At 74.0% G+C, this 15,335-nt stretch carries 10 protein-coding genes; 6 read left to right on the top strand and 4 right to left on the bottom strand.

Annotated features, from left to right (window positions below; all coding sequences use genetic code 11):
* The first annotated feature begins 396 nt into the window (after positions 1-396).
* Entirely contained in the window at positions 397-921 is a 525-nt protein-coding gene (locus BJY14_RS31730; protein ID WP_179846974.1) for a MarR family winged helix-turn-helix transcriptional regulator, read from the top strand.
* Positions 922-1,185: 264 nt separating this feature from the next.
* Positions 1,186-2,565, top strand: a complete 1,380-nt coding sequence (locus BJY14_RS31725) for a PP2C family protein-serine/threonine phosphatase (protein ID WP_179846973.1) — start codon at positions 1,186-1,188, stop codon at positions 2,563-2,565.
* Positions 2,566-2,610: 45 nt separating this feature from the next.
* Here BJY14_RS31725 and BJY14_RS31720 read toward each other — a convergent pair whose 3' ends face one another.
* Positions 2,611-3,186, bottom strand: a complete 576-nt coding sequence (locus BJY14_RS31720) for a TetR/AcrR family transcriptional regulator (RefSeq protein WP_179846972.1) — start codon at positions 3,184-3,186, stop codon at positions 2,611-2,613.
* 108 nt (positions 3,187-3,294) lie between these two features.
* Between BJY14_RS31720 and BJY14_RS31715 the strand changes: the two genes are divergently transcribed.
* From BJY14_RS31715 to fdh, 4 genes are all read left to right on the top strand, one after another.
* Complete coding sequence (locus tag BJY14_RS31715; protein ID WP_179846971.1) at positions 3,295-4,875, top strand: MDR family MFS transporter; 1,581 nt, start codon at positions 3,295-3,297, stop codon at positions 4,873-4,875.
* A 125-nt stretch (positions 4,876-5,000) separates the two neighbouring features.
* Positions 5,001-5,738: an SCO6745 family protein gene (locus BJY14_RS31710; protein WP_179846970.1), complete on the top strand. Its 738-nt coding sequence runs from the start codon at positions 5,001-5,003 to the stop codon at positions 5,736-5,738.
* A gap of 143 nt (positions 5,739-5,881) precedes the next feature.
* A complete protein-coding gene (locus tag BJY14_RS31705; protein WP_218905675.1) occupies positions 5,882-7,612 on the top strand; it encodes a hypothetical protein in 1,731 nt (576 codons plus the stop codon).
* A gap of 93 nt (positions 7,613-7,705) precedes the next feature.
* A complete protein-coding gene (gene fdh, locus BJY14_RS31700; protein WP_179846969.1) occupies positions 7,706-10,957 on the top strand; it encodes a formate dehydrogenase in 3,252 nt (1,083 codons plus the stop codon).
* Positions 10,958-11,137: 180 nt separating this feature from the next.
* On the opposite strand, the gene selD is transcribed toward fdh, so the two are convergent.
* From selD to selA, 3 genes are read right to left on the bottom strand one after another with little or no spacing between them, the layout of a single operon-like run.
* Positions 11,138-12,139 carry a selenide, water dikinase SelD gene (gene selD, locus BJY14_RS31695; protein WP_179846968.1) on the bottom strand — a complete coding sequence of 334 codons (1,002 nt, stop codon included), beginning with the start codon at positions 12,137-12,139 and terminating at the stop codon, positions 11,138-11,140.
* Positions 12,136-13,902, bottom strand: a complete 1,767-nt coding sequence (locus BJY14_RS31690) for a selenocysteine-specific translation elongation factor (protein ID WP_179846967.1) — start codon at positions 13,900-13,902, stop codon at positions 12,136-12,138. The genes selD and BJY14_RS31690 overlap by 4 nt, the downstream gene beginning before the upstream one ends.
* Complete coding sequence (selA, locus tag BJY14_RS31685) at positions 13,899-15,218, bottom strand: L-seryl-tRNA(Sec) selenium transferase (protein WP_179846966.1); 1,320 nt, start codon at positions 15,216-15,218, stop codon at positions 13,899-13,901. Before selA ends, BJY14_RS31690 begins: the two co-directional genes overlap by 4 nt.
* Positions 15,219-15,335: the final 117 nt, after the last annotated feature.

The raw sequence follows: 15,335 nt of genomic DNA, 5'->3' as shown, positions 1-15,335 counted from the left end.
GGTGCCCCCGTATCGACTCACCACGAATGCCCGTCCCCCGTGGATCGGCAACGTCTGGGCGCAAATGCTACATCGCACATATCCGCCAAGGACACGCTTTGGCCGCAATGGTCCACCCGCACGGAAGCGGGATTTATCGATCATGAAATCGAGAATGCGGGGCGCACGCCCCGAATGCGCCTTATGGCGCGCCTGACTCCCGGCGGGGGCGGGACCGGCCGGAGGGCGCCTCCGCACACCGGCGCGGACGCGGCCGTGCGTCGCGACGGCCCGAGCCCCTATCGTGGTACTGCCCGCGACCGTACCGTCCGGTCCCTGACCGGGGGCGGCGCGGCGGGGCCACCGGGGGCCGAGGAGAGGCCTCACCGGCGGGGACTCCGTGCGAAAGGCTGGAGTGTGAGTCAGCGACGACCGCGGCCGTCAGGCGAACAGCAGGCGAGCGAAGCACCCGGCGCCGTCCCGGACGACGTCGCGGCCGCCGTGGAACGCGTGCTGAGCGCGACGGCGCTGCTCTGGAACCGCGCCGACCAGGGCCTGGAACCCGCCATCTCGCCGATCCAGCTGCGCGCCGTCGAGGTGATCGCGCGGTTCGGCCGGCTGAACCTCGGGCGGCTCGCCGAGGAGCTCGGCGCGATCCCCTCGTCCACGAGCCGGCTCTGCGACCGGCTGGAGGCGGCCGGGCTGATCGTGCGGGAGACCGCCCGCGTCGACCGGCGCGAGATCGTGCTGCGGCTGACCGACCAGGGCGAGCGCCTGCACGCCGAGCTGGTCCGGCGGCGCCGCGCGGCGGTGCGGGACGTGCTGGCGCAGATGTCGCCCACCTCCCGGGGCCGGCTGCTCGACGCGCTGACCGAGTTCGGCCAGGCGGGTGAGCGGCGTGAGCACGGCGGAAGAGGGATGCTCGGGTCCCGGACGGCCTGACCGGCGCCCGCGCGGCCCGGCGCGGACCCCTCCGCCCGCAGCTCGACATCAAGTATTTGCCATACGGCAATCTCTTTGGCAGTCTTCCCCTGCGGTCCTGCGTCCGAGACGGGGCGGACCCGATGACAGAGCCGCATTCCCGCGGTTGGACGGCCGGTCGAGGGGGGCACGGCCGTTCCCGCGGCCCGGTGCATGGGAACCGGGCCGCCCCGGGAACGCGGCCGCGTCCGGCGCGTCGGCAGGCAGTGATGAGATGGGGTCGCGATGAGCACGCACGGCCGCCCGGCCAGGGATGAATTCGGCCGCCCGGCCAGGGTCGAGCAAGGCCGCCCGGCCGGGGACGAGGACGGCCGCCCGGGGCGCACGGCCAGGGTCGAGCGGGCACTGCGGGCCGCCCCGGCGTACGCGCTGCCCGAGGTGCTGGCCGCGACGCTCTCGCGGGAGTACTCCGCGGTCTCCACCGCCCGCCTGCTCGTCAGCGACTACCACTCGCGCGCCCTGATGCCGGTCGCGCCGCTTCTGGCCACGCCCCACCCTGACAGCCTGGCCCTGGCCGTGCCGGACGGCGAGGCGCGGGCCGCCGAGGAGGCCGCCGAAGCGATCAGGATCCGGCAGAGCCCGGCCGGGCGGTCGTTCGTCACCGGGCGCGTCCTCACCGCCCCCGAGGGGGACGGCGAGGGGTCCGGCGAGGCCGGGACCTATATACCGGTGCGCGCGCGGGGCGAGCGGCTCGGCGTCCTGGAGATCGGCTCGTCAGGCCCCTGGAGCGCCGACGAGGTCGGCGAGCTGGCCGAGATCGGCGAGCTTCTCGGCAGTGCCCTGAAGGTCGCGTGGAACCGGACCGACCGGTACGAGCGGGCCAGGCGGCGGCACCGCCTCACCCTCGCCGCGGAGCTCCAGTGGCAGCTGCTTCCCGGCCATGCCCACGCGGACGACTCGTTCAGCCTCGCGGGGCATCTGGAGCCGGCCTACTCGATCGGCGGGGACAACTTCGACTGGTCCGTCGAGCACGACCATCTGGCGCTGACCGTGACCAACGGCTCGGGCACCGGCATCAACGCGGCGCTGCTGACGTCGCTGACCGTCGGCGCGCTGCGCAACGCCCGCCGGTCGGGCGCCGACCTCGGCGAGCAGGCGAGCCTGGCGAACGACATGGTGCACGTGCGGCACGGCGGCCGGGAGTTCACCGAGACCCTCGTCATGCGGATCGATCTCGCCGACGGCAAGGTGCACGTCATCGACGCGGGGTCCCCGCGGCTCCTGCTGCTGCGCGGCGCCGAGGTGGCGCCGGTGCCGCTGGAGCAGCAGATGCCGCTCGGCATGTTCCCCGACACCGAGTACCTCCCCCAGTCGTTCGAGCTCGAACCCGGCGACCGGCTGATCATCGTCAGCGACGGGGTCTTCTCCGCGACGGCCCCGGCCGGCGAGTACGGGGCCCACCAGCTGGAGCAGGCGGCCCGGCGCAGCCGGCTCCAGCCCGCGGCCGAGGTCCCGCTGACCGTGATCGACGAGCTCATCGAGTTCCACGAGGGCACCGACCTCGCCGACGACGCGGTCGTGGTGTGCTTCGACTGGAACCACCCGCTCGGCGGCGCCGCGCCGGACCCGCGCGGCGGGGCCGTGCGCGGCGAGTCCGCCGTCTAGGGGAGCCGCCCGCGGCCGGCTACCGACAGGGCGGCGGCCTTCCGGTCACTCGGCCGGCGGGCCCGGCCGGTCGCCGGGGACGAGGCCGAGGGCCACCTCGAGGGCGGCGGCGTGCAGCTCGTCCTCGCTGAAGGCGGTGTCGCGCATGGCGAAGTGGGTCATGTGCAGCGTGAGGATGGCCAGGCGGGCGCGGATCTGGTCGGGCAGGTCCGCCTTCTCGTCGACCATGAACTCGGCGTACGACCTCATGCGCTCGCGCAGGTCCGAGGCGGCCTTCAGCTCTCGGACGGCCGGTTCGTTCACCTGCATGAAGCGGAGCATCTCCTTGCCGGGGCCCTCGATGATCTCGGCATAGCGGCGCACGAACTCCCGCCGCGACGCCGGGTTGGGCTGCTGCCCGCGCGCCCACTCCAGGAGTTCCTCGCCCTCGGCGCGGAAGTCCTCGAAGAGGCTGGCGACGATGTCCTCTTTGGTCTTGAAGTGGTAGTACAGCGCCGCCTTCGTCACCTCGAGGCGTTCGGCGATCTCGCGCAGCGAGGTCTTCTCGTACCCCTGCTCGGCGAACAGCTCCAGCGCGACGCTGCGGATCCGCTCGCGGGTGTCGCCTCGACGGCGGGCCATCGCGTCCTCCCCCTCAAACTTACTTGACGACCGGCTAGTTCCGAGTCTAGCGTACGGCAGGTAAGAACTAGCCGGGCGGCAGGTAAGTCGAACGGAGCGGGGACAGGGATGAGTACGTCACTCACGAAGGACGGGACGGCGGAGCCGCCCCGGAGCAAGCGCCAGGTGTACATCGTGATGAGCGGGCTGATGATCGGCATGCTGCTCGCCATGCTCGACAACATGGTGGTCGGCACCGCGATGCCAACGATCGTCGGCGAGCTGGGCGGGGTGGCGCACCTGTCCTGGGTGGTCACCGCCTACACGCTGGCCACCGCCGCGGCGACGCCGATCTGGGGCAAGCTCGGCGACATGTACGGCCGCAAGGGCATGTTCATGGCCGCCGTCGTGGTGTTCCTGGCCGGGTCGGCGCTGGCCGGCATGGCGCACAGCATGACGCAGCTGATCGCCTTCCGCGGCGTCCAGGGGCTCGGCGCCGGCGGCCTCATGGTCGGCGCCATGGCCATCATCGGCGACCTGGTGCCGCCCCGCGAGCGCGGCCGCTACCAGGGGCTGATAGCCGCGGTCATGCCGCTGGCCTTCATCGGCGGCCCGCTGCTGGGCGGCCTGGTGACCGACCACTTCAGCTGGCGGTGGGCCTTCTACGTCAACCTTCCGCTGGGCGCCCTCGCCCTGGTGGTCACCGCGCTGACCATGCACCTGCCGAAGCGTCCCCGCAGCACGGCCCGCATCGACTACGTCGGCGCGGCCCTGCTGACCGCCGGCATCGTCTGCCTCTCGCTGATGACCAGCTGGGGCGGGACGGAGTACGCCTGGGCCTCCGCCACGATCATCGGCCTGGGCGCCGGCTCCGCCGTCCTGCTGGTCCTGTTCGTGCTGTGGGAGATGCGCGCGGAGTCCCCGATCCTGCCGATGAGCCTGTTCCGCAGCCGCAACTTCACGCTGGCCTCGGTGCTGGGCTTCCTGGTCGGCTTCGGGATGTTCGGCGCGGTGACCTTCCTGCCGCAGTTCCAGCAGCTGGTGCAGGGCGCCTCGGCCACCAACAGCGGTCTGCTCCTGCTGCCGATGATGATGGGCATGCTCTTCACCACCATGACCGTCGGGCAGTTGGTGACCCGGACCGGGCGCTACCGCGTCTACCCCATCGTCGGCGGGGTCGTCATGACCGCGGGCATGCTGCTGCTGTCCCGGCTCACCGTGGACTCCACCCAGCTCACCACCGGTCTGTTCATGCTCGTGCTGGGCGCCGGCATGGGCTTCCTGATGCAGAACACGATGCTCATCGCGCAGAACAGCGTGGAGATGAAGGACATGGGCGCGGCCAGCGGCGCGGCCACCCTGTTCCGGACGATCGGCGGCTCGCTGGGCGTGTCGATTCTCGGCGCCGTCTACAGCAGCCGCCTGACCGGCGGGCTGAGCGACCGGCTGGGCGAGAGGGCCGGCGAGTCGATCTCCGGCAGCGGCGGGCGGCTCACCCCGGCGCTGCTCAAGCGGATGCCGGCCGACGTGCGCGGCGCCGTGGAGCACGCGGTGGCCTCCGGCGTCCACAACGTCTTCCTCTGGGCATCCGCGTTCACCCTGCTGGCCATCGTCGCAGCCTGGTTCATCCGCGAGACCCCGCTGCGCGGCGGTCCCGCGGAGCGGCCCGCCGCGGAGGACCGCACGGTCACCGAACCCGTCGCGATCTGATCCGGCGGCTTCCGGGCAGGGGCCGTCCTCATCGACGACGGCCTCTGCCGCTCCCCTTGCGAGACCGCCCCGACCGGGCAGTAACCTTTCGCTTACTTGATCAGCGAGGAAGCGGGAGAGCAGCGATGGGCGAGCTGAGCGCCGCGGAGACCGTCCGCGCCGCCGACAGGATCATCCACGGTGTCGGGTCGCGGTGGATGCTGTCGCGCAGGACGGCGGAGCACGGCAAGCAGCACGGATACGGCAATCCGTTCGCGTACTACTTCGCCGGGCGCGGCGGGGTGCTCGGCGACGCGGACGCCGACGTCGTCGCGGCGGCGCTCGGCTGGTTCGAGCCGGGCTTCGTCCGCGCCCAGTGGGACGAGGGCCTCGCGGTCGCCGGGGCGCGCGAGGCGACGCGGCGCTACATCCTCGGATGCGCGGCCTGGGGCGAGTCCCACCTGCCGGACGACCCGCGCCTGTGCGAGCTGGCCGAGCGCGTCGCGCGGGCCGCCGAGGGCTCGGGGCTGCCGCTGTTCAGCGGCTGGCGCGCCGAACCGCTGCCGGACGGCGACCGGGCCCGGCTCATGCAGCTGGTGCAGGTGCTGCGGGAGCTGCGCGGCGGGCTGCATCTCGTCGCGACGACCGCCGTCGGCCTCTCCCCGCTGGAGGCGATCCTGACGCAGGACGGACCGGACACCGCGCGCTTCTTCGGCTGGCAGGGCGACCTCCCCGACTGCGCGGCGCTCCGGCCGCGCCGGGCGGAGGCGGAGGAGATCACCGACCGGCTCTCCGCCGCCGTCTACGAGCGGGCGCTGTCCCCGTCCGAGCGCGCCGAGTTCGCCGAGCGGATCGGCGCGGTCGGCGCGGCCGTCCTCCGCTGAGCCGTTCCGCGCCCCGCCCGGGGCCGGACTTGTCGCCGGCGTACAAGAGCCGCGGGGAGATTGCGCGACCGGAGGACTGTCGCGCGGGGGACGACGGGGCCATTGTCGGACCGTGAACCGATCACGCCCGGAAGGAGCACGTGATGGGACGGTCCCCCCACCCCCTCGGCGCGTTCGCGGTCCTGGCCGCGTCGGCCGCGACCCTGCTGGCCGTCACCACGGCGGCCGGTCCGGTGAGCGCGCGCGAGCCCGGACGGTCCGAGACGCCGGTCGCCTCCGGCTCCCCCGTCACCGACGTCACCGAGTCGGTGGTGCGGGTCAAGGTCCCCTTGCCGGCGTCGGCCGGTCCGCACCCGGCGGCCTGCGACTGGCTGTCCTACCTGCGCTTCCGGCACAAGGACGGGCCGGCCTCGCCGGCCGCGGCCGACCGGATCCTGGTCGCGCAGCCCGGCATCCTGGAGGGCGCGGGCGCGTTCGACAGCGTCGCCCGCAACACGGTCTCGGCGGCGGCCAGGAGCGGCGGGCACATCGAGTTCTGGGCGCTCGACCGGCGTTCGAACTGCCTGGAGGACGGCACCGGGATCCAGGCGGGGCTCAGGGCGAAGGACGTCCATCTCGCCGTCGACTACTACTACCGGCAGAAGGAGGTGGACGGCCGGAAGTTCGCCGGGTACCAGACCAACGACCAGGTGAAGTGGCTCCAGAACGTCGGGCTCGAGCAGACCGTCCGCGACCAGTACGACCTGATGGTGAGGGAGCTCCCCGACCAGGCCGCGCGCAGGCGGAAGATGATGTGCGGGGGACATTCGCTGGGCGGCGTCCTGACGGCGTTCTTCGCCGAGTGGGACTTCGACGGCGACCACTCCACCACCGGTGACGCCGGGTACAACCAGTGCTCGGGCTACTTCGCGCTCGACACCCGGATCTCGACGCGGCTGCCCGGGTTCGGCGGCGACTTCCCCGAGGAATGGGTCCCGCTCCTGCGGTTCGGGGCGGGCGCCGTCCAGGCCGGGCTGGAGACGGGCGTCGTCCCGCGCGCCCTGTCCGCCCCCGCCGTGATCAACACCGAGACGATGAACCTGCTCGCCGTCGCGGGCCTGGCCGCGCGCCTCGATCCGGGCGGCGTCTCCGACCTCGCGACCTACCCCCCGCCGTCGTTCAACACCGACACCACCTACCGGATCCTGTTCTCCAAGGACTACCCGGCGTTCCTCAAGGGCTCCCCCGCGGTGAGGGACTTCCGGTTCACCAACGCCGCCGCGCTCGGCGGGCTGCTGGACGACAACTCCCAGCCGCTCGCGTTCATGCAGGCCAGCCTCGGCTTCTGGGACGGCGGGAAGATCGTCGACAAGGAGTTCCCCGCGCCGAACGACCTGGAGGGGATCGGGCTCGGCGGCCTGACCCGGCTCCTCGGGACGGAGAAGAAGGCGATCCCGGACGAGCCGGGCGGCCCGCTGTACACGTGGCGGAACTTCGACCGCGTCGGCGCCCCGGACGACCCGGTGCACACGTCCAAGGACGGCACCCCGTTCACGTCCGCGGGCAAGGAGGTCACCGACATCGCCGAACTGGCCCGCAGCCTGTCGGAGCACCCTCTCGACTTCACCGAGCACTACTTCCCGACGAAGATGGTCACCGACATCGCGCTGGCCGCGGCGCCCGGGATCGCCGACGACGCCGTCCATGAGAACGGCGTCGCCGCGAACCCGACGCTCAACCTGGAGGCGGAGGGCGGCCTCGGCGGCGATCCGCAGCCCGGCGACGTCGTCGCGCCCGGCTACCAGCACATCGACGTTCTGACCGCGTCCGCCGTCCAGAACGGCGGACGGCCCGAGCCCGTCTCGGCGAACCTCGCGGCGTTCGCCGCCGGATGACGCGCCTCCCCGCCCCGCCGCCCGCCCCGCGTGTTTCGAGGGGCGGGCGTCGGGTATCTGGGCGGCGGACCGAGCCGAGAAGGGCGGTGTGACGTGGGCGTACGAACATGGATCGAGTCGTGGCCCGTCTACCGCCAGTTCAGCGGCGACGACCCCCTCGGCCGGGGCGCGGCGGCCAGGAGCGCCGGCACCGGGCGGATCACGCCGCGGGTGAGCACCGCCGACGAGGTCGTGAAGTCCGTCTGCCCCTACTGCGCGGTCGGCTGCGGGCAGGACGTGTACGTCAAGGACGGCAAGGTCACCCAGATCGAGGGCGACCCCGACTCGCCGGTCAGCCGGGGGCGGCTGTGCCCGAAGGGCTCGGCGTCCCTCCAGCTGACGACCGGGCCGGCCCGCGAGCACCAGGTGCTGTACCGGCGCCCGCACGGCACCGGCTGGGAGCCGCTCGACCTCGACACGGCGATGGACATGATCGCCGACCGGGTGATCAAGGCGCGCCGGCACGGCTGGCAGTGGGAGCAGGACGGCGTGCGGGTGCGCAGGACGCTGGGCTTCGCGAGCCTCGGCGGCGCCACGCTCGACAACGAGGAGAACTACCTGATCAAGAAGCTGTTCACCGCGCTCGGCGCGGTGCAGATCGAGAATCAGGCCCGCGTTTGACACTCCTCCACCGTTCCCGGTCTGGGAACCTCGTTCGGACGCGGCGGCGCGACCACCTTCCAGCAGGACCTCCAACACGCTGACTGCATCGTCGTGCAGGGTTCGAACATGGCCGAGTGCCATCCGGTCGGGTTCCAGTGGGTGATGGAGGCGAAGGCGCGCGGCGCGAAGCTGATCCACGTGGACCCGCGGTTCACGCGGACGAGCGCGCTCGCCGACGCGCACGTCCCGCTGCGCGCGGGAAGCGACATCGCGTTCCTCGGCGGGATCATCAACTACGTCCTGCGGAACGAGAAGTACTTCCGCGACTACGTCGTGTCCTACACCAACGCGCCGGTGATCCTCACCGACGAGTTCCGCGACACCGAGGACCTGGACGGCGTCTTCTCCGGCCTGGACGCGGACAAGCGCGCCTACGACCACAGGACGTGGCAGTACGCGGGCACGGAGGTCCAGGCGGCCTCCGGCCAGCGCGACATGGAGTACGAGGACCGCGTCGGCCCGGTGGAGCAGGCGGCGCGCGGCGAGGCGCACGGTTCGGGCGGCGCGGCGATCGGCGCGGGCGAGCCGGAGCGGGACCTGACGCTGGAGCATCCGCGGTGCGTGTTCCAGGTGCTCAAGCGGCACTACGCGCGGTACACGCCGGAGATGGTCGAGCGGATCTGCGGCGTCCCGCAGGACCAGTTCCTCAAGGTCTGCGAGATGGTCACGGAGAACTCCGGCCGCGACCGGACGACCGCGTTCGCCTACGCGGTGGGCTGGACGCAGCACACGGTCGGCGTCCAGTACATCCGCGCGGCCTCGGTCCTCCAGGGGCTGCTCGGCAACATCGGCCGCCCCGGCGGCGGCATCCTGGCGCTGCGCGGCCACGCGTCCATCCAGGGCTCGACGGACATCCCGACGCTGTTCAACCTGCTTCCCGGCTACATCCCGATGCCGCACGCCCACGGCAACGAGGACCTGGACACGTTCATCGAGGCCGAGGCCGCGCGCAAGGGGTTCTGGGGAGAGATGCGCTCCTACATGGTCAGCCTGCTGAAGGCGTACTGGGGCGACGCGGCGACGGCCGGCAACGACTTCCGCTTCGACTACCTGCCGCGGCTGACCGGGTCGCACAGCACCTATGAGACCTCGATGGCGCAGATCGACGGGGTGTGCAAGGGCTACTTCCTGATGGGCGAGAACCCGGCGGTCGGGTCCGCCAACGCCAAGATCCAGCGGCTCGGGATGGCCGCCCTCGACTGGCTCGTCGTCCGCGACTTCTCGCTGATCGAGTCGGCGACGTGGTGGAGGGACGGCCCGGAGATCGAGTCGGGCGAGATGCGCACCGAGGACATCGGCACCGAGGTGTTCTTCCTGCCCGCCGCCGCGCACACCGAGAAGGACGGCAGCTTCACCAACACGCAGCGGATGCTCCAGTGGCACCACAAGGCCGTGGAGCCCGCCGGGGACACGCGCAGCGACCTGTGGTTCATGTACCACCTCGGCCGCATCATCCGGGAGAAGCTCGCCGGGTCCACCGACGAGATGGACCGGCCCGTCCTGGACCTGACCTGGGACTACCCCACGACGGGCGACCTCGGCGAGCCGGACGCCGAGGCCGTGCTCGCCGAGATCAACGGCCGGGACGCCGGCGGGAGCCCGCTGTCATCCTACACGCAGCTGAAGGACGACGGGTCCACCTCGTGCGGCTGCTGGATCTACTGCGGCTGCTACACCGACGGCGTCAACCAGACGGCGCGCCGCAAGCCCGGCAAGGACCAGAACTGGGTGGCGCCCGAGTGGGGCTGGGCGTGGCCGATGAACCGCCGCATCCTCTACAACCGCGCGTCCGCCGATCCGGACGGCAAGCCGTGGAGCGACCGCAAGGCGCTGGTCTGGTGGGACGCCGAGGAAGGCAAGTGGACGGGCCACGACGTGCCCGACTTCATCGCCGACCGCCCGCCGGACTACGAGCCGCCGCGCGACGCGACGGGGCCGGACGCGCTCGCCGGCGACGACCCGTTCATCATGCAGGCCGACGGCAAGGCGTGGCTGTACGTGCCGGCCGGTCTGACGGACGGGCCGCTGCCGGCGCACTACGAGCCGCAGGACTCGCCGTTCCGGAACCCGCTGTACCGGCAGCAGCGCAACCCCGTCCGGCACCTGCCGGCGCCGCATCCCGACAACCGGTACGCGCCGAGCGGCACGGACCCGGGGGCCGAGGTCTACCCGTACGTGGCGACGACGTACCGGCTCACCGAGCACCACACGGCGGGCGGCATGTCGCGCTGGCAGCCGTACCTGGCGGAGCTGCAACCAGAGTTCTTCTGCGAGGTCTCGCCGGAGCTGGCGGCCGAGCGGCGCCTGGAGCACGGCGGCTGGGCGACGATCGTCAGCCCGCGCGGCGTCGTGGAGGCGCGGGTCCTGGTGACCGAGCGGATGTCGCCGCTGACCGTGGACGGCCGCACCCTGCACCAGGTCGGGCTGCCCTACCACTGGGGCCCGAACGGCTACAGCCGCGGCGACGCGGCGAACGAGCTGCTGCACCTGTCCCTGGACCCGAACACCCACATCCAGGAGGCGAAGGCGCTGTCGGTCGACATCCGCCCGGGCCGCCGCCCCCGCGGCCCGGCCGCCGCGGCACTGGTCCGCGAGTACCAGCAGCGAGCCGGCGTAACCGACCGGACGGGCACGGAGCTGTAGGGCGTCCCTCTCCTCCTTCGGGCCTGGCGGCCCTCCAGCGTCGAGAAACGCGGGCGATCGCTGGCATCGCTCCGACTCGCCTGGCGGCTCACTGCGCGATCAGATTCTCGCTTCGCTCGAATCTGCCTTCGGACGCGATCGCAGCCCTTGAGGTCGTCGCGGGTTCCCGGAACCAGGGGTTCAGCGGACGATCAGCGGGTGCTCGGTGGCGGGGATCAACTCGCCTATGACGGGGGCGCCGGGGATCTCGCCCGCCAGGAGGAGGCCGCCGGAGGTCTGGGCGTCGGCGAGCAGGAGGCGGTCGTCCTCGCCGACGGCGCCGAAATCGGTGTGCGGGGCCACCCAGTCGAGGTTGCGGCGGGTGCCGCCGCTGACGTGCCCGTCCCGGAGGGACGCGCGGGCGCCGTCGAGGTAGGGGACGGCGGCGGCGTCGACCACGGCGGTCACGCCGGACGCGCGGGCCATCTTGTAGAGGTGGCCGAGGAGCCCGAACCCGGTCACGTCGGTGGCGCAGGCGATCCCGGCGTCCAGCGCGGCGGCGGCCGCGTCTCGGTTCAGCGCGGCCATGGTCGCGACGGCGTGCGCGAAGACCTCCCCCGTCGCCTTGTGCCGGTTGTTCAGGACGCCGAGCCCGAGGGGCTTGGTGAGGCTGAGGGGCGTGCCCGGCTTGCCGGCGTCGTTGCGCAGGAGGCGTGCGGGGTCGGCGATGCCCGTGACCGCCATGCCGTACTTGGGCTCGGGGTCGTCCACGCTGTGGCCGCCGCCGACGTGGCAGCCCGCCTCGGCGGCGACGTCGAGGCCGCCGCGCAGGACCTCGCGCGCCAGGTCGAACGGCAGGACGTCGCGGGGCCAGGCGAGCAGGTTCACCGCCACGAGGGGGCGGCCGCCGATCGCGTACACGTCGGACAGGGCGTTGGCGGCGGCGATGCGCCCCCAGTCGTAGGGGTCGTCCACGACGGGCGTGAAGAAGTCGGCGGTGGCGACGGCGGCGAGGTCGTCGCGGAGCCGCACCACGGCCGCGTCGTCGCCGGTCTCCAGACCGACGAGCAGGTCGGCGTTGGGCGAGGCGGGCGCGGCGCCGAGGCCGGCGACGACGTCCTCCAGCTCGCCCGGCGGGATCTTGCAGGCGCAGCCGCCGCCGTGCGCGTACTGGGTGAGCCGTTTCGTGAGCGGTCCGGTCATGGCTTCCTCCCGGTGCAGCGGCGGCGGAGGTCGTCGACCCGGACCGTGTAGCCCCGGTCGTCCAGGTACTCCAGGAGCGGGACGGCGACGCGGCGGGTCGTGCCGAGCGCGCGGCGCGCCTCGCTCAGCGTGAAGGGGCCGCCGAGCCCGGCGAGCAGGCCGGCGGCGCGGGCGTCGTCGCCGGGCAGCAGGACGACGCCGTCGGCCACCTTGAGCAGGGCGCCGGTCGCGGCGGCGACGGCGAGCAGCTTCGGCGTGAGGCCGAGTTCGGCGAGCCGGTTCGCGTCCGGCGCCTGGAACGGGGCCGCGGCCAGGTCGCGGCGGACGGCGTCGACGGCCTCGCGCACGGGCGGCGGCAGCTCGGGCGCGGTCGTCCGGCCGTAGATCCTTCCGTCGCGCCGCCGGAGGCCCTCGGCGAGGGCGTCGACGAGGACGCGGTCGGGGAGGTCCAGGGCGCGCCGCGCGGCGTCGGCCGGGAGCCCGGGATCGGTGGGGTTCGCCGCGGCGTGCTCCTCGACGGCCGCCGCGAGCCGCCCGCGCAGGTCCTTCCAGAGGGCGGGGTCGGCGAGCCAGTCCCCCGCCACCGGCTCGAAGGGGACGGGGACTCCCATCGCCAGCAGGTCCGACCGCCTGATCAGGCCCCGGCGCCGGACCTCCCCGGCGCCGTCCGGGCGGCCGGTCATGGCGGCGAGCACGCGGGCCCGCGCCGCCGCCGCCCCGCGCCGCGCGAACGGCTCGGGGCGAACGTCCAGGACCGTCGCCCCCGCCGGGACGCGGTGCCGCCCGGGGTCGCGCAGCAGCGCGGCGTCCCCGACGCGCAGCGGCAGCGGGCGGCGCAGCGACAGCCGCGCCGTGTCCTCCCCCAGCGGGCGGACGTGGACCGGCACGGCCGCCGTCCCCGCGTGCAGCGTCAGCTCGCGCGGCAGGTCGGGCGCGGCGTCGCCGCGGAGCCGGACGTCGACGACGTCGGCGGCGAGCCAGCGCCCGGGGGCGAGCAGGGCGTCGCCCCGGCCGATCTCCCCGGCGTTCCCGTGCAGGTTCACGGCGACGCGGGCGACGGCGCCGATCTCCCGGTGGTCCTCCTTGAGGCTCTGGAGCCCGCGCACGCGCAGGACGGCGCCGCCGGCGGCGAGGCGGTCGCCGACGCCGATCGTCCCCGCACCGAGCGTGCCGGTCACGACCGTGCCCCTGCCGCGGATCGTGAAGACCCGGTCGATCCAGAGGCGGACGTCGGCGTCCCGGTCGGGTTCCGGGAGGGACCCGGTGAGCCGTTCGAGGGCCGCGCGCAGCTCGTCGAGACCCTCGCCGGTGGTACCGCTGACCATGACCGATTCGACGCGCCCGAGCGTGGTGGCCGCGAGGTGGGTGAGGGCCTCCGCGCGCACCCGCTCCGCCGGCGCGCCGCCGGCGAGGTCGCGGCGCGTCACGACGAGGAGAGCGTGCCGGACGCCGAGCGCGTCCAGGACCGCGAGGTGCTCCTCGGACTGGCGCTGCCAGCCCTGGTCGGCGGCCACCACGAACATCACGGCCGGGGCGGGCCCGACCCCGGCGAGCATCGTGGTGACGAGCCGCTCGTGCCCGGGGACGTCCACGAAGGCGATCCGGTCGCCGCCCGGCAGGGCCGTCCAGGCGAAGCCCAGCTCGATGGTGAGGCCGCGGCGCCGCTCCTCCTCCAGCCGGTCGGGCTCCATTCCGGTGAGGGCGCGGACGAGCGTCGACTTGCCGTGGTCGACGTGGCCGGCGGTCGCGACGACGTGCGTCATGGCGTCCCCGCCAGGACGGCGCCCGCGAGCGCGCCGTCCTGGTCAGGCGGCACGGACCGCAGGTCGAGCAGGCACCGGCCGTCCTCGACGCGTCCCATCACGGCGGGCGTCCCCCGCCGCAGCCGCGCCGCGTACGGCTCGGGCACCGAGACCGCCGCGCTCGGCAGGACGACGCCCGGCGCGCCGCCGCCGCCGACCGCCGCATCGCTCCCGACGGCGATCGCGTCCACTCCCGCGTCCCGCAGCCGGGCGGCGAGCCGTTCGGCCCTTTCCCGCAGGGCCGCCGCGTCGGCGCGCAGCGCCTCGGCGGTCGGGGTGAGCGGACCGCGGAGGGTGGCCTCCAGGGCGGCGAGCGTCAGCTTGTCGACCCGCAGGGCCCGCGCGAGCGGATGGCGGGCGAGGCGCCGGACCGGCTCGGCCCGCCCGAGGAGGAGCCCGCACTGCGGGCCGCCGAGCAGCTTGTCGCCGCTGGCGGTGACGAGGTCGGCGCCCGCCTTGAGCATGGACGCGGCGTCGGGCTCGTCCGGCAGGAGCGGCTCGGGGGCGAGCAGGCCGGAGCCGATGTCGGCGACGACCGGCACTCCGAGGCCGGCCAGTTCCGCGACGCCCGTGCCCCGCGTGAAGCCGGTCACGCGGAAGTTGGAGGGGTGCACCTTGAGGATGAACCCGGTCGCCTCGCCGACGGCCGCCGCGTAGTCGTCCGGCGCGGTCCGGTTCGTCGTGCCGACCTCGCGCAGCCGGGCGCCGGTGGTGGCGAGCAGTTCGGGGATCCGGAACCCGTCGCCGATCTCCACCATCTCGCCGCGGCTGATGACGATCTCCCGGCCGGGCGCGAGCACGGTCGCGGCCAGCACGAGCGCCGCCGCGCCGTTGTTGACCACGTGCGCGGCCTCCGCCTCGGGCACCCGCTCCCGCAGCGCCGCGAGGACCGACCGGCCGCGCCCGGCGCGCCTTCCGGTCTCCAGGTCGAACTCGACGTCCGTGGCGCCGGAGGCCACCGCCACGGCCTCGCGGGCCGCGGCCGACAGCGGCGCCCGCCCGAGGCCCGTGTGCAGCAGGACGCCGGTCGCGTTGAGCACCGGGCGGAGCCCGGAGGCGCTCGGCGGGAGCGACGCGACGGCGGCGTCGGCCACCGCCTCCGGGGCGATCTCGCCGGCGCGGGCCCGGCGCTGGGCCGCGACCACCGCCGCCTTCACGACGCCGCGCCCGAGCCGTCCCGCCGCGCTCGCGAGGCGGGGCTCGGCGAGCAGCACGTCCGTGCGGGCGATCCGCCGCCGCTCGTCCTCCCCCGCGCCGGGCCCGGCTCCGCGATCCATCAGACGACCTCCGACATGCAGCGCTACCCCGCCAGCATGGCACGCAAACGGCTCCGTTCCAGGAGCGGACGCGCGGCGCCCGGATGCGGCCGGGCCGCGGGCCGGCGCCGCCGCGGC

Source organism: Actinomadura luteofluorescens (assembly GCF_013409365.1).
GTDB lineage: Bacteria > Actinomycetota > Actinomycetes > Streptosporangiales > Streptosporangiaceae > Spirillospora > Spirillospora luteofluorescens.
This window is presented reverse-complemented; position numbering and strand designations above follow the sequence as displayed.

Coding starts and splice junctions, on each gene's coding strand:
- BJY14_RS31715 (WP_179846971.1), top strand. CDS start 3,295: ATGAGTACGTCACTCACGAAGGACGGGACGGCGGAGCCGCCCCGGAGC.
- BJY14_RS31725 (WP_179846973.1), top strand. CDS start 1,186: ATGAGCACGCACGGCCGCCCGGCCAGGGATGAATTCGGCCGCCCGGCC.
- BJY14_RS31705 (WP_218905675.1), top strand. CDS start 5,882: ATGGGACGGTCCCCCCACCCCCTCGGCGCGTTCGCGGTCCTGGCCGCG.
- BJY14_RS31690 (WP_179846967.1), bottom strand. CDS start 13,902: ATGACGCACGTCGTCGCGACCGCCGGCCACGTCGACCACGGCAAGTCG.
- BJY14_RS31720 (WP_179846972.1), bottom strand. CDS start 3,186: ATGGCCCGCCGTCGAGGCGACACCCGCGAGCGGATCCGCAGCGTCGCG.
- selD (WP_179846968.1), bottom strand. CDS start 12,139: ATGACCGGACCGCTCACGAAACGGCTCACCCAGTACGCGCACGGCGGC.
- BJY14_RS31710 (WP_179846970.1), top strand. CDS start 5,001: ATGGGCGAGCTGAGCGCCGCGGAGACCGTCCGCGCCGCCGACAGGATC.
- selA (WP_179846966.1), bottom strand. CDS start 15,218: ATGGATCGCGGAGCCGGGCCCGGCGCGGGGGAGGACGAGCGGCGGCGG.